This window comes from Pseudomonas mendocina, from assembly GCA_037482215.1.
In the GTDB taxonomy this organism is placed as follows: Bacteria; Pseudomonadota; Gammaproteobacteria; order Pseudomonadales; family Pseudomonadaceae; genus Aquipseudomonas; species Aquipseudomonas mendocina_E.
On the sequence record CP148074.1, the window covers coordinates 2461208 to 2486699 of the forward strand.

Below are 25492 nucleotides of genomic sequence, written 5' to 3' on the forward strand. Positions count from 1 at the left end.
GTGACAGGGGTATCTGGGAAGACAACAAGAGGAGAAAATGAGTGTTATTGATATTGATTTCGAGGCTGGAGGTATTTCCCTTGAGCCTCTTAGTGGTAACTGGATTCGTGTTGAGGCGAAAGAAGCTGATGTTAAGCAGATTCTCAATTCGTTCGATCTCACAATGATCGTAGAGCACTACGGCGCTAGCGATCTTCTTGAAGAGATAGGCGAAGCGCAAGCAAAAGAACATTTCGAGATCGAATAACCCTTCACTTCTGCCCATTCACTGAGTGGGCAGCGGGAAGACAAGCCAAGTGGTTTGTTCCATTTTGGAACATACCACTCAGCGCAACAAGATCCCGCAAACACGACACGGGATGCCGCCTCTGATAACAGGAGTATGACGGGGTTCAGTGGGGTTCAGCGCCCTGGCAATAAGCTGCCAATGCCCTCGGTGAGGGTGTATTGGGGATGGCTTTAGTGGAGTACAGCGGATAAAACCAACGGACTAACCATTAGAGCCGTCCACCAATGCAGTGAGCAAGGCTGAATCAAGACAGTTCGGAGCATTAGCGACCACACGGGCCACTGACCGCATAGAACGGCGCGGGATTTGTTCAGCTCCGGCCACTGCATTAAGCGCCGACGGAGTTCGGGTGAGGACTGGCCTAACCAGTCTGCCCTATCAACTATCAAGCATTCCTTGACAGTTGCCCTGCATGACCAATTTCCCGGCATCAGGAAAATGGTTTCGCACGTATTCGCAACATCCTCTCCCGGTTCGCCGGGGTTCTTTCTCACATAGATCGCACCGGCAGGCGTCAGGCTGGCTATTCGCCCGGCTTGGTCACCGGGTCTGGCGCCTGACCAGTGCGATTTCACCGAGGAATCAATCATGGAAATTCGACAGATCATAGATTCGCTGAGTGAAGCAATTGATGCAGGTGATGCCGATGTGATTGAGCGATACGCCGAGCACTGCGCAGAAGGCATGAATGAGCTGGGCGAGCTTCTCTGCATTGCAATCATCGAAATGGATCGCCCGCAGTGGCTGGCAGTTATGTCCGTGACCTCGCAGAAAACGCCGAAGCTGGCCGATGCCCTTGAGGCAATTGAGCGCCATATCGACCGAGAGCGCCATGCCTTCATCGGAAAGCGCGCAAATCTCGGACGAAGCAGAAGAGGAAGCCGCAGTCCGGTCCGAATTTAATTCTGGGCTACGGAGGGTGTCATGAGCACATCCGACTGGCAGAAAGCCAAGGCTGCAGAGCTTGTTGAGTACTACGTCGAGCAGATAAAGCGCTCTGAGTTTCCAGAGCCAAATCTGTGCCAAGGCATGATCGAAATGGCCTACGCCACCGCCCTTCTTGATGATGAGCAGTACGGCTACTGGACCAGGCTCACAGAATTGGCGGTTCAAGAGCGGCGCGCCGAACTTCGTAAGATCAGGGGTGCGCGCATTCGTACCAAGAAACCTCAAGCGAATAAGAACAATGCAATTCGGAGGGCGTCATGAAAGCCATCTACCCAACCATCGAAGCCGCCATTCAAGCCCTGCAACAGCGGGGCTTTTTATTGGTGGCTGAGCTTCCGAAGGCAATCAAGATTGAGCGCCGCAATGGGCGCTGTGTGGTGACTGTATGACCACAAATCAGCGCGCCCGCCGCCACGCAATCTGGCTCAACGGCTTTCTGATGATCGCCCTCTTCCTGATCGTAACGATCATCGGCCCAAGCCTGGGCTAATCAATCGCAAAGCTCATGTAGGTGCATTAAATGGATGAAAGCCTTATTCCAAAGGACCTGCTCATTTAATCGCAAATGCAGAGCTAACACCTTCCCTATCAATCTCTACTGCTGCGTCATGCGCGGCATGCTTCTGCGCGCATATCGAGGTAGCCATGAGCAACGCAATAGCAACCATAACAAATGACATTTACGGAACTCGCGATTCGTTCGCTGCCGTCCTCACAGATCAGAGTATTAACTTTGACCGCGAGGCAGGGTTTGCGATTCAGGCCATCAGCGCAAACGACTACATCACTAAGGTTGCATCCAATAACCGGCAGTCAGTAGTCAATGCAATTGCAAATATTGCAGCAATCGGCATCAGCCTGAACCCAGCGACTAAGCAAGCGTACCTGGTGCCGAGAGACGGCAAGATTTGTCTTGATATCAGCTATATGGGGCTGATGGATCTCGCCATCGCATCTGGCTCTATTCGCTGGGCTAAGGCAGAGCTTGTATATGCGACTGACTCCTTTGAGCTGAACGGATACGACAACCCTCCTGCCCATAAGTACAACCCATTCAGCCAGGATCGCGGCGAAATTGTTGGTGTTTACGTGGTCGCAAAGACTGCGGATGGCGACTATTTAACCGACACTATGACGCTTGCGGAGGTGTACGCAATCCGTGACCGCTCAAGCGCATGGAAGGCCTGGGTTAAGGACAAGAAGAAATGCCCGTGGGTCACGGACGAGGGCGAAATGATCAAAAAGACCATGGTCAAGCGTGCGTCCAAATACTGGCCCATGACGCCGCGTCTTGAGCAGGCGATTCATCACCTCAATACAGATGCTGGAGAAGGAATTGATCTGACCGGGAAGCAGGCTGCAAATCCTGACTTTACCGCCTCATGGGTCGAAAAGGTCAATGCATCCGAGTCGGCAGAGGTTCTTCAGATGGTCTGGAAGCAGGCTGTTGAATCTGCCAGGGGAGCAGGAGATAAGCAGGCCTATGAACTGATAAAGGCTGCTGTTCTTGAGAGGCAGGCATACCTGAAAAATAACGCACCAATTGAAGGGGTGGCTCAATGATCATTATTAATTGCGAGCAAGGCAGCGCTGATTGGCATGCTGCTCGGGCTGGCTGCATCACCGCAAGCATGTTTGGCGTTGCTCGCTCCAAGGTCAACTGCCTAACAGAGCAGCAGCGCATTTACGTAGAGGCCATTCAGTCAGGCGCAGCTCAAAAAGAAGCGCTGGATCTTGCTAAATACAAGGCAGCTCCAAAAGCAGAGGCCGTAACCAAGGCTCTAGCTGGCGAGAAGGTTGGCGAGTTTTCCGATGCAGCTAAAAACTACGCATTTCGCCTTGCAATCGAACGCATCAGCAAGCAGCCGCTTGATGAAGGATTTGAAACCTACTCTATGCGCCGCGGGCATGAGCTGGAGCCTGAGGCTCGAATGGAGCACGAGTTTCAGACGGGGCTTATCGTCCAGCGCGCTGGGTTCGTTACCACCGAAGACGGATGCTTTGGGGCTAGCGCTGACGGCCTAATCGATAAAGACGGTGGCAGCGAATACAAGTGCTTCATGAATCCTGAAAGGCTCCGCGCCTTCCATATCGACAATGACGCCAGTGAGATTTTTGATCAAGTGCAGGGATGCATGTGGATCACTGGGCGCAAGTGGTGGCACATCGGCCTTTACTGCCCAGCCCTAAAGCCTGTAGGTCGTCAGCTCTGGTGGAAAGAGTTCAAGCGGGATGAGGATTACATCGAGCGCCTTGAGGCTGATCTGCTGGAGTTCAAGCTTCTGGTTGATCAGTACGAAGCCGAGCTTCGCAATCCTATCGAGACACAACAGAAGGAGGCCGCCTAATGGCCCGTGGAGTCAATAAAGTCATTCTGGTCGGCACCTGCGGCCAAGATCCTGATACGCGCTACCTGCCTAACGGAAATGCGGTAACCAACCTGAGCCTGGCCACCAGCGAGCAGTGGACCGACAAGCAGACCGGTCAGCGTGTCGAAAAAACTGAATGGCACCGCGTTGCCCTGTTCGGCAAGGTCGCTGAAATTGCCGGTGAGTACCTGCGCAAAGGCAGCCAGGTCTATATCGAAGGCAAACTGCAAACCCGCGAGTGGGAAAAGGACGGTATCAAGCGTTACACCACCGAAATCATCGTGGATATGCAGGGCACGATGCAGCTGCTTGGGGCGCGCGGAGATGGAGAAGGAACTCCACGGCAGCAGCGGGCGCGGCGCGAATCAGGAAACGGTAACGAGACCCGTCCGGCGGAAAATAGTCGGCCTCAGCAGTCAGCGCCGCAGCCAGAGCCAGACTACGACGACTTTGATGATCAGATCCCATTCTGAGGTAGCCATGGATATTGTTGAGCAATGCGTTGAGTCGTATCGGCGGCTCAAGAATCTGAAACTGGCCGGCGCTGAGATTGGTATCCCCTGGCAGACGGTTTATATCCATCTCAAGACCGCTGGTGAACCGGTCACTGGTGACAAAGCGCGGTACGGCTCTGACTCAGACAGGCTAGCCGCTCGCGCAGAGCGGCTGTTTGCTGAACTGGTGCCCGAGGCAGTCAACATGAACGGGAAGAAATTCCAAGCAAAAATGGACTTCCAAGTTGGGGGTTGGGGCGTTGACGTAAAAGCCTCGCGCCTCAACACGTCGAACCGGAACAGCAAAACTAAGCGCTGGGCTTTTGGAGTTAAGAAGCAAGAATCAGTCGCGGCGTTCTTCGTTTGCTTTTGCATGGCAGATGACGACAGCTTGCAGCATGTCTTGCTGATACCCGGCGAGATTGCGAGGACATACCAGACAATCTCGGCGGCTCAGTCTGGCAGCAAGTGGCTGGACTACAAGGTTGAGCCTGACGAACTGGCTCCTTTCTTCGAAAATCTGTTGGCAGCATAAGGGCTCTTCGGAGCCCTTTTCTTTGCCAAAACGGTGACGCATGAGCAATGCAGATGTTGGGCGCCGCACTCTCAAGCGCCTTCCGTGGACTGCCGAGCATGATGCCCAGCTTTCAGAGCTTTACAAAACCAAGCCCATCACTGCGATAGCGCAAGCAATGGGAAGAACCTCTGGATCAATTTTCAACAGAGTGCAAAAGCTCGGCTTGAAGCGGTCGGATGAATACAAGCAGCTTTCTGGGTGTGGGCGGTTCAAGAAAGGTGGAGCCCCATGGAACGCCGGAATGAAGGGCTGGAATGCAGGCGGAAAATCCAAAGACACCCAATTCAAGCCTGGCAATGTCTCCAGCACCTGGCGGCCTATTGGTGCTGAGCGAGTCAGCAAGGACGGAATCTTGTACCGAAAGGTGGCCGACACGCGAAACAAGAAGGTGGACTGGCGGCCAGTGCATGAACTGATCTGGGAAGAGCATCACGGGCCGATCCCTGAAGGAAATTTCGTCATCTTCATTGATCGCAACCGCAGCAACTTCGCGATTGAAAACCTTTTAGCTGTACTCCGCTCGACTGGGCAGCGCAACAGGGGACGCAGATATGGCCCCGAGTACCGGCAACAGTCACCCTGGGTTGGTTCAATGAAAAATAAGAAAGTCGAAAATGAAAGACGTGACCGAATTTCGTGAGTTCCTGGGCGAAACAATGCGCAAGGTGCTCAGTGGTGAGGCAACTGTAGATCAAGCAAAGGCTATCTCTATGGTTGCAGCTGAAATCAACGCATCAACGCGCAATGAAATTGAGCTAGCCCGAGCAACTGACGGTGACTTCAAGGGAACCGGCTTCATTGATGTTACGCCGCGCCCTCAGCAACGGGCAGCTATTCAAGGAGTTCGCTCATGAACGCAGATATCCAAATTCGCGACCCGCTGCGTAATGAGCTGGCTGCAAAGATGGCCGAGTTTGAAGCAAAGCGCGGGCCGGTAGTGACTATGCCAATCGTTCAGCGCTGCGATAAGCACTCGTATAACAATCGTATTGTTACCGACTCACGGGCCGCACGTCGCGGAAATGAAGCAGCACCTAGCCAGATGCCTCTAGCCAAGCGCGGCACGCGGCAGGCCCGGCAGCGCGCCATGTTACGCGAGGTCTGGAAATGAAAACCCGCAAACGCTCAATTCCAGCAAACGAACTGGCTCAGCTTATGAGCTAAGGCAGGTCGGAATTTCATGGAAGTGCATAGGGATCGGCCTTGGTCGCCATCCAAGCCATCTGCGTGACTCTCTGTGTTACGCGACACAGCACGGTATCACTCATGCGGGGCAATAGCCATGGCGCTAAAACAATCCGAGCGCGACGCCCGTACAGCAGCAAAACGCGCCGCGAATGCAGAAACAGAGCTTCGCCACCGAGTGCGCCCTGGCATCAAGGCCAAGCTGGTCGATCTTATGCAGTGGCACGGAATCGAAGAACAGGCCGAGGCAATCCAGTTGCTGATCATGAATGCGCACTCGCTCGGGCCTGAAGGTTCTGGCGCACTTCTACAAGTACCGCGCCACGAAATCACGATAAGCGAAAACGTGGCGCGGAAGTTAGAGGCTTATACGGAGGATGGAGAGGATGAGCGAGATTGAGAAGGTTGAGGTGGTGGCATGGTCTGTTATGGAAAGACCGGACGAGTTTAATGGCTTTGAGTGCAGGCAAAGGGTTACAACTATCAAACCTTCTCGTGCGGCTAAGTCGTTTGAGCTAATGACCGTCGCCCAGCATGAGCGCATTGTCGAGCAGTACAAGAAGGGCAGCAAAGAGCTTTGCGAGGCATTAAGGGCTCTGCTGGATGACACACAGCATGCCGGCCACGACTGTGAAGATATCCGATGCCCGGTAGCTAAGGCTGTTGCAGTACTTTGGATAGCCGAAGGCGACCAGCCATGACTGACAAGCCCACCGACAACTACCCGCCACTCGACTCCCCCGCCCTTGTCGGCAATACGAAATTCGATACCGGCGTATCAAGCAAGCTGGTAGTGAAGCAGCTCAGCGGAACTGTATTCGCAGCGCCATCCTTTTCCTGATGCCGGGGTTGCTGAGTTAAGGGCTTCAATCGAAGCGATGCAGAGCGACAAGTAACCGACAAGGAGAAAGCCATGCACCCAGAAAGCCCAAATGGCATATGGACTTCGCTCGGCTACTCAATAGAGCGCGGCAGTAAAGGAAGCCGAACCATCCGCCGCCCTGATGGCAGCGTCGTTGATATTGAGCGCCAGCCTGGTAATGACCATTACACGGACGAGCTTGCAGCGGCAAAGGCAGAGCGCGCAAAGCGCTTGCTGCCCCTCGGGCCAGAAGAGTGTCAGTCAGCTCAGCCTGATCTAGCCACCCGCCCTCCTTCCCAGCCTGATGCTGCGGGACGGGCAACCTTAGACATAACAACATATTCACGCCGCTGGCGAGGATCAATCATGCCTGACCAACTTACAGGGGCGTCATGAGCCGTCCCACCTTCTGCCGACACTCAGGCAAGCAAATGCCATGCGATTGCTTGGCCTGCACTCCACCGGATCAAAGCCATGACCGAAGAACAGCTACACGCGCTGTACATGCAGCGCATGAACCAGAACCAGTACGCCATGATGTTGCAAAGGGCAAAGAATAAGGGAAGTCGGAATGAGTGAGAAAACAAAAATCCTCCGAGGATTGGCAGAAAAAGCTAGCGCAGGCCCATGGTTTCCGTTCACTGGAGGCAATAAGTCAATCTGCGCAGTTTTTGGGCCTAAAGAATGCAGCCAGGGCGTTGGAACAATCATTAACTGGCCTGGATTTGATAGCGCTGACTGTTCCAAAAAGCAACGAAAAGGCCAATACCAGATTTATCGCGGCAGCAAATCCGAGCGCGATCATTGAGCTGTTAAACGATATTGATTCTGCTGCCGATGAAATCGACCGCCTTGCCGCCGAGAATGAGCGGCTGCGCGAACAGCATGACAAGTCGTGGCGTCGCGCTGGCATTGCGGAAGAAAATCTCAGAAGGCGCTATTCGAGCTGGAAGCGCTGAGGCAGCAGGAGCCGATTGGCGTAGTGCGCAAAGCATACGAATCCGGTGGTGTAACTTTCATTGGCGAGCTGAAAGCTAGCGCAATCATTGATGGAGTGGATGAAGGCGCGTCTTTGTACGCGGCCCCGCCCATCTCCGGGCTGGTTGAGGCGCTGGAGGGATAATCCGATTGCCCAGACGAGCGGAGTGGTGCTGAGCAATGCCCGCCTTACCTCGGCTGTGGACGCCGCAATGGTGGAGATGCAGAACATCAGTCCGCCGCTTCGCCGTAGCGAATGTGCCCGGTTGATACATGCTGCGCTATCCCGCCTCAACCAGCAGCCTGCCAGCGGTGGCGATGATCTGACTGCATCGGACTTGATCGCAGCCGCCGCCCACCGCGCCAATAGGGGGTGAGTGATGGATGTGTTTGCGTGGGTATTGAACTCAATCGGCTGCTTTTTGGTTGGCTGGGGTGTTCATGGTGTGTATACCGCATATAAGGCTAGACGCCCATGACCACCATCATCACCCTCACCCTTTCCGCAACCATAATCCTCGGCCTGCTCACTGCCTGCGCCCTACTCAAAGCCGGGGCCGAGTACGACCGAAACGCTGAGCGCGACGCTCAGTAATCCCCTTCCCTTACAACTTCAACTGCCGGTAACGGCGGGAGGTAGTGCTGTGTCTGAAATGAAATCAATCCCAGTCAGTGAACTGACTGGCGCTGCGCTGGACTGGGCGGTGGCGCTTGCGCTTGGCTGGAAGATGCGCCGCGTTCCAAGGGATATCGACGGGAATCATGGCGGAGAGGTGCTAGCACCTCCAGACCTAAGCAAGGACTTCCAGTGGCCGCCGCGAGGGTGGATAGCGCCTTGGTATTTCATTCGCCCGTGGTCTAGTGAATGGGCGCAAGGCGGCCCACTGGTTCATAAATATCAGATTGAGCTGAAGTGGATGGGCGTGGACGGCAAGGCCATGTGGTGGATGGCAGGCCATGAGGGCATCGCCATCAAGCAAATAGGTGACACGCCGCTCATCGCTGCCTGCCGCGCAATCGTGGCCAGCAAATTTGGCGACACGGTTGAAGTCCCATCGAACTGATCAACGCCTAACAAGACCCGGCCCAGCGCCGGGCAAGGAACCAACATGACAGAACGCGAAATGCTTGAGCTGGCGGCGAAGGCGGCGAGCATCAAGATCAAATTCTTCAACTCAGATGGCGATGCCGTAGTGCAGTGTGGCGGCGGCGGGCCTGAGAGTTGCATAGTCAACGCATGGAACCCGGCACAGTATAAAAGCGATGCACTAGCGCTAGCGGCGACCCTCAAGTTCACAGTCGACTTTGAGCGAGGCGTAGTTTGGGGCGCTGGCGATCTTGACATGACAAAGCTGGGCACAGCATCACCCGATGATCCTTACATGTGTCTCGCTATCACGAGTGCCGCAGCAGAGATCGGCAAGAACATGCCTTGAGCAATTCAGGGCATCCAGCAACAACCCCCCCTCTAAAACATCATTCAACCCTGCACACGCAGGGCGGAGAGTGTTTCTATGGCTAAGATAATTTCTCAGATCACAGCAAGTTTGCCCCGTCTGATGGAAGTCGGGGAATATCGAAAACTGCGCTATGCCGGTGACAAGCCAAGCCTCCAGCAGCTCAAACGCTGGATTGAAGAAGGCGAAGTGATCGGCGAAATCAAAGGCGGCATGTATTTCGTTGACCTTAACTCGGAGCTGGTCGGCTCCAACGATCCACTTCTACATAAGATGATGGCGGTAAGCTGATATGAGTCCTCCGCGCCCCCGCACCAGCCGCAATCGGAACCTGCCGGAGAACCTGTACCCAAACGGGAAGTACTGGCAGTACCGCAATCCGATCACCGGCAAAAAGATCAGTATCAACAAGCCGCTAGCGGAGGCAGTCAAGCTGGCGCGGCTGGCAAATGCCAAGCTGGCACCGCTGATGGCTGACGATGGCGAGCTGCTGCAGCTGCTGACCGGCGAGCAAGCACCAAAGGTAAAGCTGTTGCTTGAGCGTTTCGCGGAAGAATACTTGCCGGGCCGCAAGCTGGCCGAGTCAACATTGAAGGAAACCCGGATCAAGTTAGAGCGGTACCGGGCTGACCTGGGCGAACGGATGATTGGCCAAATTGATGTTCTGGCCATGGCCGAATACCTCGACCAGTTCACAAATAACGCATACACCAAGCATCGGGCGCTGTGGGTGCAGATTTTTGCATTCGCCGTGGCAAAGGGCATGGCTGAGCGGAATTGCGCAGAGCTGACCCTGCAGAAGAAAGAGGCGGATAAAGTTCGCCAGCGGCACACCATTGAGGGCGTGCAGAAGATTCTTGATGCTGGCACCACTCCGGCATGGCTAAAGCGTGCCATCCGCCTGGCTCTGCTGAGCCTGCAGCGGCGTGAGGATCTTGTTACCTGGGAGCGGACAGCCGTCGATATGAAGAGGAACGTGATCAGGGTCAGCCCCGGTAAGACTGAGAACTACGACACCCCTATTCACTTGGAAATCGAAATGGGGCCGGACCTGCGGGCTGTTGTGCAGGAATGCCTGTCAGAACCCATCGCCAGCCCTTTCCTTCTCTGCTACCGCCCGAAGGCGCGCAAGCGGGAACAGATCGAGGCCAAGGCCCACTGGTCAGCCATCACTGACGACTACCTGACCAAGGAGTTCAAGAAAGCCCGCGACCTCGCTGGGGCGTATGACCATATCGAAAACCCGAAAGCCCGACCAACGGTGCATGAATTGCGCGCACTTGGAGCTTGGCTATACGAGCAGCAGGGGTTCGCGACTGAGTATGTGCAGGTACTGATGGGGCACGCAACGCCAGAAATGACCGCGTACTACCAAGACGGTCACGAGCAGAAGGAGGTGATTTACCAGCAGGTGAAGGCGGGTTTAAAACTTTGACCGGGTTTTCGTTTTCCCAAAATATTCCCAAAGTTTTCCCAAAACAAAAAAGGCGACCCGTATGGATCGCCTTCTAAGCCCCGCCCTAAGCGGGTTGCAACTGGTAGGCACGATTGGACTCGAACCAACGACCCCCACCATGTCAAGGTGGTGCTCTAACCAACTGAGCTACGTGCCTGCTGTGGGTGCGCATTCTACTGAGCCGCGCATGGGTGTCAACAGATTTTTTCGCTAACTCTCTGAATAATTGAAATTTTTACCACTTGAGCTTCACTGCATCTTTTGATTTGGGCCACTAGCCGGCCATTTTTAACTCAGGTAGGATCAGCTTACTCGTAAAAAATAAAGAACAGAGGTTGCAAAATGGCGCACACACCCTACCCACAATCCTATTATGCGGCATCGGCCAACCCAGTCCCGGAACGCCCCGAGCTCAACGGTGAAGTAGAAACAGATGTGTGTATTGTCGGCGCTGGCTATACCGGCCTATCGACCGCCATCGCCCTGCTCGAAAACGGCTTCAAAGTTGTAATTGTCGAGGCCGCAAAGGTTGGCTTTGGCGCCTCAGGCCGTAATGGTGGCCAGATCGTTAACAGCTATAGCCGGGACATTGATGTCATCGAACGCAGTGTCGGTGCGAAACAGGCCAAACTCCTCGGCGACATGGCCTTCGAAGGCGGTCGCATCATTCGTGAGCGCATTGCCAAATACAACATCCAGTGCGACCTGAAAGACGGCGGCGTATTCGCAGCTAACACGCCCAAGCACATGAAGCATCTTGAAGCCCAGAAAAAGCTATGGGAACGCTACGGCCACACCCAGCTAGAGCTGATGGATGAGAAACGCATCCGCGAAGTTGTAAACACAGACCTCTATGTAGGCGGCATGCTCGACATGAGCGGTGGCCATATCCATCCGCTGAATCTCGCCTTGGGCGAAGCAGCAGCCGTTGAATCACTTGGTGGGGTCATCCATGAGCAAAGCCCCGCCACACGCATCGACCGCGGTGCAAACCCTGTTGTACACACGCCGAAGGGCCGTGTTAAAGCGAAATTCGTCGTGGTAGCCGGCAATGCTTACCTAGGCAACCTGCTTCCTGAGCTTTCGGCCAAGTCGATGCCTTGTGGCACACAAGTGATTACCACAGAGCCGCTGTCTGACGAAGTTGCACAATCTCTGTTACCGCAGGATTACTGCGTTGAGGACTGCAACTACCTGCTCGACTACTACCGACTTTCCGGCGATAAGCGCCTGATCTTCGGCGGCGGCGTGGTCTATGGCGCACGTGATCCATCTAACATCGAAGCCATCATTCGCCCGAAAATGCTGAAGACCTTCCCGCAGCTTAAGAACGTGAAGATTGATTACGCTTGGACCGGCAATTTCCTGCTGACACTTTCGCGCCTGCCTCAAGTCGGACGCCTAGGCGATAACATCTACTATTCCCAAGGCTGCAGCGGTCACGGCGTGACCTATACACACTTGGCTGGCAAGGTACTGGGCGAGGCCCTGCGTGGTCAGGCTGAGCGCTTTGATGCATTTGCTGACCTTCCGCACTACCCCTTCCCTGGCGGTCAACTGTTCCGCGTACCATTCACAGCCATCGGCGCTTGGTATTACTCACTGCGAGATAAGTTCGGCATCTGAGGTTGAACAAAAACGGCACCCATAAGGTGCCGTTTTTTGTTGTGGGGATAAGGTTACAGGCGAAAATCCGGCCAGTGTGCCCGCGCTGCCGACACACCACGCTGAACCGCTAAATCCCGTCCCTGCATCTGCAGCTCCCGCAAAGCACTCATCCAAGTTTCACGATCAGCCTGTGCAGGCAGATTATTCGCCGGCAGGATAACGACAGCCCACCGCCCGGCCTCAGCCCACGCCTCATCAAAGTCACTTAACCTCATGTGCAAACGGCGCACATTGCCTCTGCGCAGCACCACAGTCCGCTCCCGCTGATCGTAGCCAACAAGCAAAGCGAACTCGCCTCCAGGCCCGGAAAACGTTTTATCCAGCTGTACTAATACTGGAAACCCGCCTGCAACTTGCTGAATCAGCGCATCCAAACTCGTTGCAAGTGGGTAGACCACCTGATCATAAGATCCAGCGACAACTGCAAGCGCTTTTCGTGGCTCCTGCCCACCAGCCAGATCTGATAAACGCTGCTTAACCACGCCTGGCGTCGTCAGCACACTGTGATGATTCAGCAGTGCAGCCAGTGCAGAGTCCCCACCTGAAGGATCATTAAGATAAAAAAACGGGACATCCACCAATTCGACGCGCTCTGGCAATGAGCCTGTTTCAGGCTTTAACTGTGGGCCTGAGCTGCAGGCAACACTCAAAACCAACAGCAGCCCAACAGGTATCACCTTGGCAACACTTAACCATCCAGCCATGAATCCCTCGCTAAATTGGATATACCCACTTCATGTTTACAGTGTGGCAGTCAGAACTACCTATGACATCTGTAACGAGACATTGATTGCGTAACAACACACGATCTCAGCCCAATAAAAAAGGGTTGCTGATTTACCGGCAACCCTTTTAAAACAGGTGGATTATGCTTACAGCGTCATAGCTGCTATCCAGCCAAACACCAACAGCGGCAAGTTGTAGTGCAGGAAGGTCGGCACCACGCTGTCCCAAATATGATTATGCTGGCCGTCAACGTTCAGTCCCGCCGTTGGGCCAAGGGTTGAGTCTGAAGCTGGAGAGCCTGCATCACCCAGCGCACCGGCAGTACCGACAATACTGAGGATGGCGAGCGGACTAAAACCGAGCTGCACACCCAATGGAACGAAAATAGCCGCGATGATAGGCACAGTCGAAAATGACGAGCCAATGCCCATGGTCACCAGCAGGCCCACCAACAGCATGACCAGAGCCCCCATGGCTTTGTCATGACCGATCAAGGTCGCCGAACTGTCCACCAGCGTCTTTACCTCGCCAGTTGCCTTCATCACTTCTGCAAAGCCTGCCGCAGCAATCATAATGAAGCCAATCATGGCCATCATTTTCATGCCCTCGGTAAAAAGATCATCCGCTTCTTTCCAGCGAACCACTCCAGACACCGAGAAGATGATAAAGCCAGCCAAAGCACCGATGATCATCGAGTCCAGCCAAAGCTGGACCACAAAGGCCACCACAATAGCAGCCACTGCCACCAGTAAAGTCTTCGGATTGTACTGAGTGCCTACCCGCTCAGCCTTCTCCACCTTGCTCATGTCGTATACACGTTTTTTACGGTACGAAAACAAAGCGATCAGCAGCCCAACAACCATCCCTATAGCTGGAATCGTCATGGCATGAGTAACGTTCAAGCCCGTCGTATCGACACCATTATTGGCGACATTTGCGACTAAAATTTCGTTCAGGAAGATGCCACCGAAGCCCACCGGAAGAAACATATACGGTGTGATCAGGCCGAAGGTCAGCACACAGGCAATCAACCGGCGATCAATCTGCAGCTTGGTTAGCACATACAACAGTGGCGGGATCAGCAGCGGAATGAATGCGATATGAATGGGCAGAATGTTTTGAGAAGAAACTGCGACTACCAGTAATACGCAGATAAGACTCCACTTCAGAAGCCCCGCCCCTTGCTCGTGCCGCTTATCAACCATCACAAGCACTTTGTCTGCGAGTGCATGGGCAAGGCCTGACTTAGCGATTGCGACCGCAAAGGCACCCAATAAAGCATAAGACAGGGCAACCGTTGCGCCACCACCTAAGCCTTTATTAAAGGCTGCAAGGGAAGCTTCAAGCCCTAAACCACCAAGCAAGCCGCCAGCCAACGCCCCCACAATCAGGGCAACCACAACATGTACGCGGCATAGGCTCAGAATCAGCATAATCCCGACCGCCGCAACCACTGCGTTCATCAAATCACTCCAGCATTAATGAGACTGTCAAGGCCTAAAACCTCAACAAGTTGGTGCGCCTAAGCGGCGAAGGATCGGTACTCTGCACAATGCAGACTGAGCTGTCAAAAAACAAAAGTGTACTTTCGTACCTTATAATAGATACCAAGGTACACCCAATGCCGCTCCCGTCTTAAAGAAACTGAATAGACAGTCGATACTACAACTGACGAATAATATTGAAGGCCATCCCATGCGACTGAGCAGTCTCTCCATACAAATGAAGATTACGTTGCTTGCAGGCTTATGCTTACTCGCAATCGTCACAGTCCTTGAAGGCCTTACGGTTTATCAAGCCTCTAAAAACTCTCAATTAGTGCTGAGCTCAAGCTCAAATATGCTCACTGAGGCGGCACGGGCGCGCATGCACGCCCGCGCTGAAACAGAAACCCTCAAGGTACAGCGCTTCTTCATGGATGCGTACCAATATGCATCCAGCACAGCCGCCCAAATCAGACTTATCCGTGAACAAGCAAACCAGCATGCTTATGATCCTTATTCGGTTCGAGAGGAACTGAATAAAAGGGTTAAAGAATCATTGCTTAAAAACGACTCGCTATTGGGCGTTTACTTGGCATTTGAACCCAATGGCTTGGACGGCCAGGATCAGGTATTCGTTGATCAACCGACGCTCGGCGGTAATGATATCGGCCGGTTCGCGGTGTACTGGATGCAAGGCGATAACAACCAGTTGAGCCAGGAAGTCATGCAGGAAGAAAGCATGATCGATGCCACACCGGGCATCACGGGCACGCCGTTTAACGCTTGGTACACCTGCCCCATCCAGACGGGCCAAGCCTGTTTGATTGAGCCCTATCTCGACGGCGCCAATGACGGTGAGAAAGTTTTAATGACAAGTATCGCCATGCCCATTGAGGAAGGCGGTAAGGTTGTTGGCGTGCTCGGCGTTGATATTGCACTGGACAAGCTACAAACCCTCAGCGTTGAAGGCCACAAGGAACTATTCGACGGCACCGGGCACATCAGTATTGTCAGTCCTCTCGGCTATTTGAGCAGCTATAGCCGTGATCAGTCCTTACTCGGCGAGAAACTGGACAAAGCGTTTGCAGGTCAAAGCAATGCTATTACCAGCCTCATCGCATCAGAACAAACTTCGCTAACGATGGAAAATGGCATGCTTCGGGTTGTCTACCCGATGCGTCCAATCCCAACAAGCAAGCCTTGGGCTGTTGTAATTGACGTCCCTGAGAGCACGCTTCTTGCCCCTGTTCTCGAACTGACCCAACAGATGGACAGCAATAGCGCTCGCAGCACACTCGTTTCATTGTTCATCGGCCTTGCTGCGGTTATCGTGGGTATCCTTCTAATTTGGCTCATGGCCCGAGGCGTCACCCGCCCAATCATGACGCTGGCCAGCATGCTTAAAAACATTGCCAGCGGTGAAGGTGATCTCACCAGCCGGCTGCATTATTCACGCAAAGACGAACTGGGCGAGTTGGCAAATTGGTTTAACCGTTTCCTCGATAAACTCCAGCCCATCATTGCGGAAGTCAAACAGAGCGTTCAAGACGCTCGTAAGACTGCTGATCAATCGGCCGTAATCGCCAACCAGACCAGCAACGGCATGCAGCAACAGTTCCGTGAAGTTGACCAGGTGGCAACAGCATTTCAAGAGATGAGCGCCACTGCGCATGATGTTGCCAACAATGCCGCACAAGCTGCCGACTCTGCTCGTAACGCAGACCAAGCAAGTAAAGAAGGCATGATTGTCATTGCCCAAACAACTTCAGCCATTGAAGTGCTCGCCAACGAAATGAACGTGGCCATGCAGGAAGTTGAAGGGCTCGCTGAGAGCAGCGAAAAGATTGGTACAGTTCTTGAGGTTATTCGATCAATTGCTGAGCAAACCAACTTGCTGGCCCTTAATGCAGCCATTGAGGCTGCCCGTGCCGGTGATGCTGGGCGTGGTTTTGCGGTCGTTGCTGATGAGGTTCGCAACCTAGCTAAACGCACTCAGGACTCAGTCGAAGAGATTCGCCTAGTGATTGAAGGCCTGCAGAGCGGAACTAAAGAAGTTGTCGATACCATGCACAGTAGCCATCGCCAGGCTCAGAGCAGTGTTGAGCAAGTGGAACAGGCTGTGGATGCACTGAATCGCATCAACCAAGCTGTCAGCCTCATCACTGACATGAATATGCAGATCGCCAGTGCGGCGGAAGAGCAAAGCTCTGTTGCCGAAGAGATCAACCGCAACGTCGCTTCAATTCGTGATGTAACCGAAGCTATCTCTGCTCAAGCTCAGGAGTCAGCTCAGATCAGTCATGACCTGAACAAACTGGCCAATAATCAGCAAGCATTGATGGATCAGTTCCGCGTTTAGTGGGTCTTTCGTTCCACAAAAAGCCCGACGCTGTTTTATTATTGTGTACTTCACCAACAGGCTGCCCAACGCAGCCTGTTTTTTATGTCCCGGAGGAATTAATGCTAAAAGTCGCTTTGGTTGCAGGCTCCAGTCGTACTGACAGCCAGTCCGGCAAAGTTGCCCGCTTTTTGCGTCAGCGCCTGATTGAACAAGGCCATACCAGCGCAGAACTGAGCCACGTTATTGACCTGGGAATGGCTCCCCTGCCCTTGTGGCCAGCGGAAGATACCGGCCCTTGGAGCCTTTACAGCCAGCAGCTAAAAGACGCTGATGCAGTAGTGATCATTTCCCCCGAGTGGAACGGCATGGCCAGCCCGGCCATTAAAAACTTCTTCATTTATGCCAGTAAGGCAGAGTTGGCACACAAACCAGGTTTACTGGTGGGGGTGTCATCAGCAGTCGGTGGTTCTTATCCGATCAGCGAACTGCGCGCCTCAGGGTACAAAAACTGCCGTCTTTGCTACCTGCCGGAGCACTTGATCATTCGTGGTGTAGAGAAGGTTATGAACACGCCACATGCCAGCAGCGAGGAAGATCAACGCTTGTACCCGCGCGTTGATTACGCCTTAGACATCTTAGTCAAATACGCCAAGGCATTAGCTCCCGTTCGTGCGCAAATTGATCTGAGCAACCCCGCGTTCACCAACGGCATGTAATACAGGGTGGCGCACCTGATATCAGGTGCGCCTCACGGGCAATCTGACCACAACTTTCAAACCGCCCCACTCGCTTTCGTCGAGCTGCAGTTCGCCCTCCCAAGCATCAACGATGTCACGAACAATACCCAGGCCCAAGCCATGTCCTGCCACCTGCTCATCCAGCCTGGCGCCGCGGCCAATGACTTGCTCGCGCCGTTCAGGAGCAATTCCCGGCCCGTCATCCTCAATAATCAGCTCAAACGCTTGCTGATCACGCAATATAGCTAAACGCACTTGGCTGTCCGCCCATTTGCAAGCGTTATCCAACAAGTTGCCTAAAAGCTCTAACAAATCCTCACGATCCCACGGCAAACGCATGCTGGTATCAGCCTGCCAACTTAGATCCAAATGGTTACCGTGAATCATATTTAAGGTGGCAAATAACTCTGGCAACTCCCTACCGCAATCGAAGTAAGCCCCAGGCAGTACATCGCCAGCCAGCCTTGCACGCCCTAACTCTCGGGCGATTCTCTGCTGAATATTTTGCAACTGGGAAACCAACCCGTCGTGCAACTCTGGCAATGCCTTAATTTCCTCGCGAGAGGTCAAGCTCACCAATACAGCCAGCGGCGTTTTTAACGCATGCCCAAGATTACCCAAGGCATTACGTGAGCGCTTAAGCGTATCTTCGGTGTGCGCGAGCAAATGGTTAATTTGTGCAACCAGAGGTTCAAGCTCCTCTGGAACGGTCTGGTCAAGCTGACTGCGGTCTCCCTCTTGCAGCTGCATAATCTGCTGACGCGTGGTTTCAAGGGGCCGCAGCGCCCTGCCAACCAACACACGCTGCATGATGACGAGCAACACCAAAGCCAGCACGCCGAGCCCAAGTACCATTTTCTGGATACGGCTGAAGCTGTCGAGGATGGGGGTATAGTCCCGCGCAACATGAATGGTGATCTTCTGTCCAAACCGCTGATAGTCAGCGCGATAAACCAACCACTCCTGCCCTTGTGGGCCATCAGCTAGCTCTTCTTGCAGACCGGGCTCGTGAGCCATACCCAGCTCGCGATCCCACAGAGAGCGCGATCTCCAACTCTGATCGGCAAAATCGACACGAAAATATAACCCTGAATACGGCCGCTTATAGGCTGCACTCATGCGACGGTCGTCTAACTGAATTCTGCCATTGGCATCGCGCATCATTGCACTTAGGATCCCCTGCGCCTCGTCCTGCAAGCCTGCGTGGATGTAGCTGCGCAGATTGCGGTCAAACAACCACAGGCTTCCTTGAGCCAATAACAGGCCGACAATCAGAACGACGCACACCAAGCCCAAGCTCAATGAGCGTTGAATAGACCTCAAACTGCAGTCCCTGCGTAGCGATAACCCTGACCACGGCGCGTTTCAATGATGTCGCGCCCCAATTTTCGACGCAGGTGATTAACGTGCACCTCAAGGACGTTCGAGTCCCGCTCGGTTTCACCATCGTATAGATGATCTGCAAGATGGCTTTTCGACAGAATCTGCCCCGGGTGCAGCATGAAATAACGCAATAACCGAAACTCAGCCGCTGTCAGCTGAATTTCTCCATCGCTGTTTCGGACGGTTTGCCGCCCTTCATCCAGTTGTAAACCAGCAGCCTCAAGTTGTTGTTGGTTTGCCAAGCCTTTCGCTCGGCGCAACAGGGACTGTATGCGCAGCAATAATTCCTCAGGATGAAATGGCTTGGTTAGGTAGTCGTCCGCCCCCGCTTTAAGGCCTTCAATGCGCTCAGCCCACGAATCGCGTGCTGTGAGGACGAGCACGGGTGTACTCAGTTGAGCGGCGCGCCACTCTCCCAACACATCCAATCCAGGCTTGCCTGGCAGCCCAAGATCCAAAACGATTAGATCGTAAGGTTCAGTGAGCCCCTGGTACGCGGCATCGCGACCATCAGCCAACCAATCAACTGCGTAACCTTGAGCTTTTAGGCTCGCTTGCAGTTCATCTGCCAGCTGTACATTGTCCTCCACCAAAAGCAGGCGCATCAGTCCTCCACTTCGTCCTTGATCACCGCGCCGGTCGAAGCCGACAGTTCGATTTCGCGAACGACGCCATCGCTCGTGACTAACTCAACTTCATACTTGAGGACGCCATCGTCGTCCTCTAACTCAGCCTCAAGCAATACGGCGCCGGGGTGCCTCGCTAGAGCTGCCTGCATCAATTGATCAAGCGGCAGGATCAGCCCCTGCTGCCTGAGGCGCAAAGCCTGATCCTGATCCAGGTCACGGGCGCCTGACACAGTGCAGACCAACATCAGCAGCAGTGCACAGCACCCTAGGGCCGTATATCTCATTAATCGTCTCGTTTATTTCTCAGAATCTGCCCTGTAACGGCATCTACATCCACGTCCCATTTAACGCCCTGGGCATCACGTACTTCAGCCTGATAAACCAGCCGCCCGGCCTCGTCTTCAAGCTCCGTATATTCTGCCTTGCCACCGGCATGCTGGGACAGTGCCGCAGCAGTCAATTCTGCAACCGGTTTAATTTTACCGGCACTTTGCAACTGCAGGGCCTCATCCAAACCAATGTCACGCGCCTGAGCAAGTCCGGCGGTGAGTGTTAAAGCAGCAACGGTAAACAGCGCAGTCAGTTTATTCATTTCACTATCCTTTGAAGGTTGCTTTCAACGAGTGCCAAGATACAGCTGCAGACTTAACTGAAACTGAAAATGACCTGAAATCCCCCAAACAGTACAGGTCCATATCACTGTTCAGCGAATGAATGCCTGCGTTCTATAATCCGCTGCTTATGCAACGGAGTAACCGCATGAGTGGGATTCAAATCAAGTACCCGGCACTGACAATTAAAGCGGGTAAACGCGCCTTTGCACGGATATGCGAACAAGGCCTGCAAGCCGCCGATGTTTCAACGATTCCTGGCGCCGCCGGGGGACCCAAGCCACTGGGTTTGCAAGGCCTTGATTTGGCGCTATTTGGTGAGTGGCTGCCACGCGCCCCTCGTGCGCGCACACTGATCGGCGCATCGATCGGCTCTTGGCGCTTCGCAAGTGCCTGCCTACCAGACCCTGTGCAGGGCTTACGTCGACTGGCCGAGCTCTATACACATTTGCAGTTCAACAAAAAATCTACCCTCGCAGATGTCAGCAATGCATGTACAGAGATGCTCAATCAATTGCTGAATGGCCAAGACGCAAGCATTCTCAGCAACCCTAACTACCGGCTAAACGTCATGGTGGTTAAAAGCTTGGGGCTACTGGCCCATGATCACAAAGGCCTACTGGCCTTGGGTCTATCTTCCGTGATCGGCCGTAACCTGTTGAGTCGCTCTCAACTTGGCAGGAACTTTGAGCGGGTCATCCTCCATGATCCTCGCCAAACACCGCCGCTCAATGCACTCAATGACTTCCCTTCACGCGCGCTGAAACTCAGTCAAGAGAACCTGCGTCACGCCCTGCTTGCCTCCGGTTCAATACCGATGGTCATGCAAGGCATTCGCGATATTCCAGGTGCAGGTGCAGGCACTTACCGCGATGGGGGCTTGTTGGACTATCACTTAGACCTACCCTATGACGGCAGCGGAATTGTGCTTTATCCCCACTTCACCGATAAAGTGATTCCCGGCTGGTTTGACAAAATGACACCTTGGCGCCGCGGCGATGCACAACAATTAGCCGATGTGGTGCTGCTCTCGCCCTCGCCCGAATATCTAGCCCGCTTGCCTGGTGGCAAGCTTCCTGATCGCAAAGACTTTCGCCGCTATATGGGCAACGATGCCACCCGCATACGGCACTGGAAAAATGCGATCAGCGAGAGCGAACGCCTCGGTGATGAGTTCCTGTCCTTGTGCGACAACAACCATATAGCGCAGCGCATGCAAACGCTTTGAGGCGTGCGTGATCAACCCACGCCCGCCGCCCTAAGTCCAGAGCGCTCGGACTAAAACTACTGGTTGCTAACCCAGAAAACTGCGGTGGCTACTACCAGCAGAATCAGGACAAAAATAGCCCGGGCATCAACCTGACTGTCAGTGCTTCTGGCTTCTTGCTGTTCGTGAGTCATGTTCAGTCCTCTTGTGTTTTTGTAAGGATCACATCCAGTAAAGACTAGAGTTAGCCCGCCCTCAAACTGCCAAAGCAGGTTTATTCGCGCACTTATCTCTTTTTGTTCTTTGCATATATTCAAACTTCACTTTAGTGAATATCACTTAACTGGTATCTTCTGCCGGCTCCGTTGGGAGTGCGCTGCCGTGCGCGCAGAATTAGCAGTAGAAAGCCTGATAACAGGACAGAAAATGTACGTTTACGACCAGTACGACCAACAAATCGTTGAGGACCGCGTTAAGCAGTTCCGCGATCAGACCCGCCGTTTTCTGGCCGGGGAATTAAGCGGCGAAGAGTTCCGCCCGCTGCGCTTGCAAAATGGCCTGTATATCCAGCGCTTTGCACCCATGCTGCGTGTGGCAGTGCCTTACGGCCTGCTCTCTTCCGCACAAGTTCGCATGCTTGCCAAGATCGCCCGCGATTACGACAAAGGCTATGCACATATCAGTACCCGCCAGAACGTACAGTTCAACTGGCCGGAACTTGAAGACGTGCCGGAGATTCTCGCCCAACTGGCCACCGTGCAAATGCACGCCATCCAGACCAGCGGCAACTGCATCCGTAACACCACCACTGACCAGTTTGCTGGTGTGGCTAAGGATGAGATCGTTGATCCAAGACCATGGTGTGAAATCATCCGTCAGTGGTCGACTTTCCACCCTGAGTTCAGCCACCTGCCTCGCAAATTCAAAATTGCGGTTAATGGCGCAGTAGGCGACCGTGCGGCTATCGAAGTACACGATATCGGCCTCGAAGCTGTCCGCAATGCAGCGGGCGAATTGGGCTTCCGTGTATCTGTGGGTGGCGGCCTGGGTCGTACCCCAGTAGTGGGCAGCTTCATCAACGAATTCCTGCCATGGCAGCACCTGCTGACTTATCTCGATGCCATTCTGCGTGTGTACAACCGCTTTGGCCGTCGTGACAACAAGTACAAAGCCCGCATCAAGATTTTGGTCAAGGCACTGACGCCGGAAGTCTTCGCTGAGCGCGTCGAAGCTGAATGGGCTCACCTTAAAGATGGCCCGAGCACGCTGACTGAAGATGAAGTCGCGCGCATTGCTAAACACTTCGTAGACCCTGAGTACAAAGCCCTTGAAGATCAAGACGCTGCGCTTGCGGCCCTTGATGCTGAACACCCAGGCTTTGCCCGCTGGCGTCAGCGCAACACGTTTGCCCACAAGAAGCCGGGCTACGTTGCTGTCATCCTCTCGCTCAAAGCTACAGGTGTCGCCCCAGGTGATGTAACTGACAAGCAGCTGGATGCATTGGCTGACCTGGCTGAGCGCTACAGCTTTGGCGAAGTACGCAACAGCCATACTCAAAACATCATCCTGGCTGACGTTGAGCAAGCTCAACTGTTCCAACTGTGGGGCGAGCTGCGTGAGCATGGTTTTGCCACCCCGAACATTGGCCTGCTGACTGACATTATCTGCTGCCCGGGTGGCGACTTCTGCTCCCTTGCTAACGCCAAGTCCATCCCAATTGCCGAAGCCATTCAGCGTCGTTTTGACGACCTGGACTATCTGTTCGACATCGGCGATATCGAACTGAATATCTCCGGCTGCATGAACGCCTGTGGTCACCACCACGTTGGCCATATCGGCATCTTGGGTGTCGACAAGAAAGGCCAAGAGTTCTATCAAGTATCGCTAGGTGGTAGTTCTGGCCGTGACGCTCATTTGGCGCAGATTCTGGGCCCATCCTTTGCTGAAGCTGACATGGCTGACGTGATCGAAAAGATCATCAACGTCTATGTAGAACAACGTACCGAAGAAGAAACCTTCCTCGACACGTACCGCCGTATTGGCGTCGACCCATTCAAGGAGCGCGTCTATGCAGCAAATAATTAAGAATGCACAGATCGTCGACGACACCTGGCACCTGCTACCCAAGGATGCAACCTTGGACAGCATCAGCAATACCGACAACCTGATCGTGCCCATGGCGCTGTGGCTTGAGCACAGCACCGCCCTTAAGGCACGTGATGGCGGTCTTGGTGTTTGGCTGGATGCCGGTGAGGAGATTGAGGAAATCGCTGATCAGCTGGACAACTTCCAGGTTATTGCCTTGAATTTCCCAGCCTTCACCGATGGCCGCCATTGCTCCACGGCCTACCTGCTGCGTAATCGCTACGATTACAAAGGTGAAGTCAGGGCTATTGGTGACGTGTTGCGTGATCAGCTGTTCTCTTACTTGCGTGTTGGCTTCGATGCGTTTGCATTGCGCGCCGATAAAGACCCGGTCGATGCTCTTAAGGCATTCGAGGAGTTCAGCGAGGTTTATCAGTCTTCAACTGATCGTCCGCAACCGCTCTTCCGCCGCCGTGGCTGATTAGCATGCAATAAGAAAACCCGCGAAAGCGGGTTTTCTTATTCTGCAGCCATATAACAAAAAAGCCCGACGCACTGCGCCGGGCTTTTTTGTATGAACGTTTACGAGATGATCAAAACGCTTGAGTTTCGCTGTGCACCACAGCCTGCTGGCCAGGCTGAGCGATCTCAACAGGCAGACCATCTTCTGCTGCAACCACTTCACGCAACATGTCCCAATCCAGCTGAAGATTAGAGAACTGGTCATCCTTGAGCAGTGCATTGATTACAGCGGTGTGCTTATCGACTACCGACTCATGGCCAGATTCTTCAAGCGGCGTATGCGCCTCAAGGAGAACCTTACCGTTCGCACGCCCAAACTTATACGGTTCATTGACGATACGTACCGAAGTACCGACAGCGACCATGGCGGCCAGCTCAAGCACGTTGTCGTTGTACATACGGAAGCAACCGTGGCTCACACGCATGCCAATCCCGAACTTCTTGTTCGAACCATGAATCAGATAGCCAGAAGCTGAAAGCCCCATTTTGTAGGGACCCAACGGGTTGTCCGGACCTGGCGGCACGTAGGCTGGAAGCGGATCACCATTAGCAGCGTGCTCAGCAAGAATAGATTTAGGTGGAGTCCAGCCCGGGTTCGGCACCTTGGTGGTGATCCGCGCATTGGTCACCGGAGACCCCCACCCTTCGCGGCCAATACCCAGCGGGTAGGTGTAAACCACGTTCTGGCCTTTGGGGTAGTAATACAACCGGTATTCAGCAATGTTGATCACAATGCCTTCACGCGGCCCAGGCGGAAGAATGAAACGGGTCGGCAGAGTGATCTCAGTACCCTCGCCCGGCAACCATGGATCCACTCCTGGATTGGCGGCCACCATTTCCAGATAACCCAAGTCATTGGCAGTAGCAATATCAGCAAAGGTGTCTTCGTATTTGGCTTTGATAACCTGAACCTGGCCGATTACATCTTCTCCAGGCGGAGGTAGCGGAAACTCGAGTGCCTGAACAGAGGCAGAACCTAATACGGCAGCCAATGACAAGCAGCGGGTGACGGCAACAGCACGCGGCAGCATCCTGAAATCCCTGATGTAGACAATAAAAGTGTGAGAAATGGTATAGACCGAATTGTACACCGATTGATCAATCGCAGACAGGATTCAAACACCCGGAAGATCAGGCCTGTTACCCCGTTTTTCAGCTTCTAACGCTGCTCTGCAAGCAGGACATAGGCGCTTGTCGCGTAAAATGTCCTTATCCAGGTCACGCCAGATGGGCTGTGCTGGCAATAGCCCACCACACAATGTGCGATCTGCGAACTGCCCTAACTCAAGCTGACGAACCAAAAGATGGACGCGCACTTCCCGACAGGCGAACAGATCAAGCTGCTCGTCAGGTTCGATTGATTGATAGGCGTACAAGGACCAAGCAGGGCGTGGCATTGAGGACTCCAGTGAAGGGGCGCAACCTTAGCTGAAAGTGTCGGTCCAGAAAAGCCTGTAAGAGCAATGGGTTAAGGTTAAATGAGA

35 protein-coding genes and 1 tRNA gene are annotated in these 25492 nt (G+C 53.8%); 27 read left to right on the plus strand and 9 right to left on the minus strand.

What is annotated here, in order from left to right:
* The first annotated feature begins 37 nt into the window (after positions 1 to 37).
* The 21 genes from WG219_11320 to WG219_11420 all read left to right on the plus strand — a co-directional run bounded on the left by WG219_11320 (position 38) and on the right by WG219_11420 (position 10594).
* A complete protein-coding gene (locus WG219_11320; protein ID WXL23945.1) occupies positions 38 to 247 on the plus strand; it encodes a hypothetical protein in 210 nt (69 codons plus the stop codon).
* Positions 248 to 877: 630 nt separating this feature from the next.
* Entirely contained in the window at positions 878 to 1192 is a 315-nt protein-coding gene (locus WG219_11325; protein ID WXL23946.1) for a hypothetical protein, read from the plus strand.
* A gap of 21 nt (positions 1193 to 1213) precedes the next feature.
* Positions 1214 to 1498, plus strand: a complete 285-nt coding sequence (locus WG219_11330) for a hypothetical protein (protein ID WXL23947.1) — start codon at positions 1214 to 1216, stop codon at positions 1496 to 1498.
* Complete coding sequence (locus WG219_11335) at positions 1495 to 1626, plus strand: hypothetical protein (GenBank protein WXL23948.1); 132 nt, start codon at positions 1495 to 1497, stop codon at positions 1624 to 1626. Before WG219_11330 ends, WG219_11335 begins: the two co-directional genes overlap by 4 nt.
* A gap of 256 nt (positions 1627 to 1882) precedes the next feature.
* Positions 1883 to 2800: a recombinase RecT gene (locus WG219_11340; GenBank protein WXL23949.1), complete on the plus strand. Its 918-nt coding sequence runs from the start codon at positions 1883 to 1885 to the stop codon at positions 2798 to 2800.
* On the plus strand, positions 2797 to 3585 hold the full coding sequence (locus WG219_11345; protein ID WXL23950.1) for a YqaJ viral recombinase family protein: 789 nt from the start codon (positions 2797 to 2799) through the stop codon (positions 3583 to 3585). The genes WG219_11340 and WG219_11345 overlap by 4 nt, the downstream gene beginning before the upstream one ends.
* Positions 3585 to 4079 (plus strand): single-stranded DNA-binding protein, encoded by a 495-nt coding sequence (locus WG219_11350; GenBank protein ID WXL23951.1) that lies wholly within the window; start codon positions 3585 to 3587, stop codon positions 4077 to 4079. The genes WG219_11345 and WG219_11350 overlap by 1 nt, the downstream gene beginning before the upstream one ends.
* Before the next feature lie 7 nt (positions 4080 to 4086).
* Positions 4087 to 4635, plus strand: a complete 549-nt coding sequence (locus tag WG219_11355; GenBank protein ID WXL23952.1) for a hypothetical protein — start codon at positions 4087 to 4089, stop codon at positions 4633 to 4635.
* A 40-nt stretch (positions 4636 to 4675) separates the two neighbouring features.
* The gene (locus WG219_11360; GenBank protein ID WXL23953.1) at positions 4676 to 5317 is read left to right on the plus strand and encodes an HNH endonuclease; all 642 of its coding nucleotides are present in this window, start codon (positions 4676 to 4678) and stop codon (positions 5315 to 5317) included.
* Positions 5292 to 5531 carry a hypothetical protein gene (locus tag WG219_11365; protein ID WXL23954.1) on the plus strand — a complete coding sequence of 80 codons (240 nt, stop codon included), beginning with the start codon at positions 5292 to 5294 and terminating at the stop codon, positions 5529 to 5531. Before WG219_11360 ends, WG219_11365 begins: the two co-directional genes overlap by 26 nt.
* Positions 5528 to 5788 (plus strand): hypothetical protein, encoded by a 261-nt coding sequence (locus WG219_11370; GenBank protein WXL23955.1) that lies wholly within the window; start codon positions 5528 to 5530, stop codon positions 5786 to 5788. The genes WG219_11365 and WG219_11370 overlap by 4 nt, the downstream gene beginning before the upstream one ends.
* A gap of 171 nt (positions 5789 to 5959) precedes the next feature.
* Positions 5960 to 6262, plus strand: a complete 303-nt coding sequence (locus WG219_11375; protein WXL23956.1) for a hypothetical protein — start codon at positions 5960 to 5962, stop codon at positions 6260 to 6262.
* Complete coding sequence (locus WG219_11380; GenBank protein ID WXL23957.1) at positions 6249 to 6563, plus strand: hypothetical protein; 315 nt, start codon at positions 6249 to 6251, stop codon at positions 6561 to 6563. The genes WG219_11375 and WG219_11380 overlap by 14 nt, the downstream gene beginning before the upstream one ends.
* Positions 6560 to 6703: a hypothetical protein gene (locus WG219_11385; protein WXL23958.1), complete on the plus strand. Its 144-nt coding sequence runs from the start codon at positions 6560 to 6562 to the stop codon at positions 6701 to 6703. The genes WG219_11380 and WG219_11385 overlap by 4 nt, the downstream gene beginning before the upstream one ends.
* A gap of 596 nt (positions 6704 to 7299) precedes the next feature.
* Complete coding sequence (locus WG219_11390; GenBank protein ID WXL23959.1) at positions 7300 to 7683, plus strand: ead/Ea22-like family protein; 384 nt, start codon at positions 7300 to 7302, stop codon at positions 7681 to 7683.
* A gap of 23 nt (positions 7684 to 7706) precedes the next feature.
* Positions 7707 to 7847 carry a hypothetical protein gene (locus WG219_11395; protein WXL23960.1) on the plus strand — a complete coding sequence of 47 codons (141 nt, stop codon included), beginning with the start codon at positions 7707 to 7709 and terminating at the stop codon, positions 7845 to 7847.
* A 25-nt stretch (positions 7848 to 7872) separates the two neighbouring features.
* On the plus strand, positions 7873 to 8079 hold the full coding sequence (locus WG219_11400; GenBank protein WXL23961.1) for a hypothetical protein: 207 nt from the start codon (positions 7873 to 7875) through the stop codon (positions 8077 to 8079).
* A 276-nt stretch (positions 8080 to 8355) separates the two neighbouring features.
* Positions 8356 to 8766 carry a phage protein NinX family protein gene (locus WG219_11405; GenBank protein WXL27995.1) on the plus strand — a complete coding sequence of 137 codons (411 nt, stop codon included), beginning with the start codon at positions 8356 to 8358 and terminating at the stop codon, positions 8764 to 8766.
* Between the two features lie 45 nt (positions 8767 to 8811).
* A complete protein-coding gene (locus tag WG219_11410) occupies positions 8812 to 9138 on the plus strand; it encodes a hypothetical protein (protein ID WXL23962.1) in 327 nt (108 codons plus the stop codon).
* 78 nt (positions 9139 to 9216) lie between these two features.
* A complete protein-coding gene (locus tag WG219_11415) occupies positions 9217 to 9450 on the plus strand; it encodes a hypothetical protein (protein WXL23963.1) in 234 nt (77 codons plus the stop codon).
* A gap of 1 nt (position 9451) precedes the next feature.
* A complete protein-coding gene (locus tag WG219_11420; GenBank protein ID WXL23964.1) occupies positions 9452 to 10594 on the plus strand; it encodes a tyrosine-type recombinase/integrase in 1143 nt (380 codons plus the stop codon).
* Between the two features lie 101 nt (positions 10595 to 10695).
* On the opposite strand, the gene WG219_11425 is transcribed toward WG219_11420, so the two are convergent.
* Positions 10696 to 10772, minus strand: a tRNA-Val gene (locus WG219_11425).
* A 185-nt stretch (positions 10773 to 10957) separates the two neighbouring features.
* On the opposite strand from WG219_11425, the gene WG219_11430 reads away from it, so the two are divergent.
* The gene (locus WG219_11430) at positions 10958 to 12241 is read left to right on the plus strand and encodes an FAD-binding oxidoreductase (GenBank protein ID WXL23965.1); all 1284 of its coding nucleotides are present in this window, start codon (positions 10958 to 10960) and stop codon (positions 12239 to 12241) included.
* Between the two features lie 53 nt (positions 12242 to 12294).
* Here the strand turns inward: WG219_11430 and WG219_11435 are convergent, their stop codons facing one another.
* Positions 12295 to 12987 carry a peptidase C39 family protein gene (locus tag WG219_11435; protein ID WXL23966.1) on the minus strand — a complete coding sequence of 231 codons (693 nt, stop codon included), beginning with the start codon at positions 12985 to 12987 and terminating at the stop codon, positions 12295 to 12297.
* Between the two features lie 168 nt (positions 12988 to 13155).
* Positions 13156 to 14472 (minus strand): Na+/H+ antiporter family protein, encoded by a 1317-nt coding sequence (locus WG219_11440; GenBank protein WXL23967.1) that lies wholly within the window; start codon positions 14470 to 14472, stop codon positions 13156 to 13158.
* A 232-nt stretch (positions 14473 to 14704) separates the two neighbouring features.
* Here WG219_11440 and WG219_11445 point away from each other — a divergent pair, with 232 nt between their 5' ends.
* Positions 14705 to 16852: a methyl-accepting chemotaxis protein gene (locus WG219_11445; protein WXL23968.1), complete on the plus strand. Its 2148-nt coding sequence runs from the start codon at positions 14705 to 14707 to the stop codon at positions 16850 to 16852.
* Positions 16853 to 16953: 101 nt separating this feature from the next.
* The gene (locus tag WG219_11450) at positions 16954 to 17550 is read left to right on the plus strand and encodes an NAD(P)H-dependent oxidoreductase (protein ID WXL23969.1); all 597 of its coding nucleotides are present in this window, start codon (positions 16954 to 16956) and stop codon (positions 17548 to 17550) included.
* 21 nt (positions 17551 to 17571) lie between these two features.
* Here WG219_11450 and WG219_11455 read toward each other — a convergent pair whose 3' ends face one another.
* Genes WG219_11455 through WG219_11470 form a run of 4 tightly spaced genes read right to left on the minus strand, consistent with a single transcriptional unit; the run spans position 17572 to position 20175 of the window.
* A complete protein-coding gene (locus WG219_11455; protein ID WXL23970.1) occupies positions 17572 to 18894 on the minus strand; it encodes a sensor histidine kinase in 1323 nt (440 codons plus the stop codon).
* Positions 18891 to 19559, minus strand: a complete 669-nt coding sequence (locus WG219_11460; protein WXL23971.1) for a response regulator transcription factor — start codon at positions 19557 to 19559, stop codon at positions 18891 to 18893. Before WG219_11460 ends, WG219_11455 begins: the two co-directional genes overlap by 4 nt.
* The gene (locus WG219_11465; protein WXL23972.1) at positions 19559 to 19867 is read right to left on the minus strand and encodes a PepSY domain-containing protein; all 309 of its coding nucleotides are present in this window, start codon (positions 19865 to 19867) and stop codon (positions 19559 to 19561) included. The genes WG219_11460 and WG219_11465 overlap by 1 nt, the downstream gene beginning before the upstream one ends.
* Positions 19867 to 20175 carry a PepSY domain-containing protein gene (locus WG219_11470; protein ID WXL23973.1) on the minus strand — a complete coding sequence of 103 codons (309 nt, stop codon included), beginning with the start codon at positions 20173 to 20175 and terminating at the stop codon, positions 19867 to 19869. Before WG219_11470 ends, WG219_11465 begins: the two co-directional genes overlap by 1 nt.
* Before the next feature lie 167 nt (positions 20176 to 20342).
* Between WG219_11470 and WG219_11475 the strand changes: the two genes are divergently transcribed.
* The 3 genes from WG219_11475 to WG219_11485 all read left to right on the plus strand — a co-directional run bounded on the left by WG219_11475 (position 20343) and on the right by WG219_11485 (position 23967).
* A complete protein-coding gene (locus WG219_11475; protein ID WXL23974.1) occupies positions 20343 to 21422 on the plus strand; it encodes a patatin-like phospholipase family protein in 1080 nt (359 codons plus the stop codon).
* Positions 21423 to 21827: 405 nt separating this feature from the next.
* The gene (locus tag WG219_11480) at positions 21828 to 23486 is read left to right on the plus strand and encodes a nitrite/sulfite reductase (GenBank protein WXL23975.1); all 1659 of its coding nucleotides are present in this window, start codon (positions 21828 to 21830) and stop codon (positions 23484 to 23486) included.
* On the plus strand, positions 23470 to 23967 hold the full coding sequence (locus WG219_11485) for a DUF934 domain-containing protein (GenBank protein ID WXL23976.1): 498 nt from the start codon (positions 23470 to 23472) through the stop codon (positions 23965 to 23967). The genes WG219_11480 and WG219_11485 overlap by 17 nt, the downstream gene beginning before the upstream one ends.
* A 112-nt stretch (positions 23968 to 24079) precedes the next feature.
* On the opposite strand, the gene WG219_11490 is transcribed toward WG219_11485, so the two are convergent.
* Entirely contained in the window at positions 24080 to 25039 is a 960-nt protein-coding gene (locus tag WG219_11490; GenBank protein ID WXL23977.1) for a L,D-transpeptidase family protein, read from the minus strand.
* Positions 25040 to 25123: 84 nt separating this feature from the next.
* Positions 25124 to 25405, minus strand: a complete 282-nt coding sequence (locus tag WG219_11495; GenBank protein ID WXL23978.1) for a hypothetical protein — start codon at positions 25403 to 25405, stop codon at positions 25124 to 25126.
* Between the last annotated feature and the right edge of the window lie 87 nt (positions 25406 to 25492).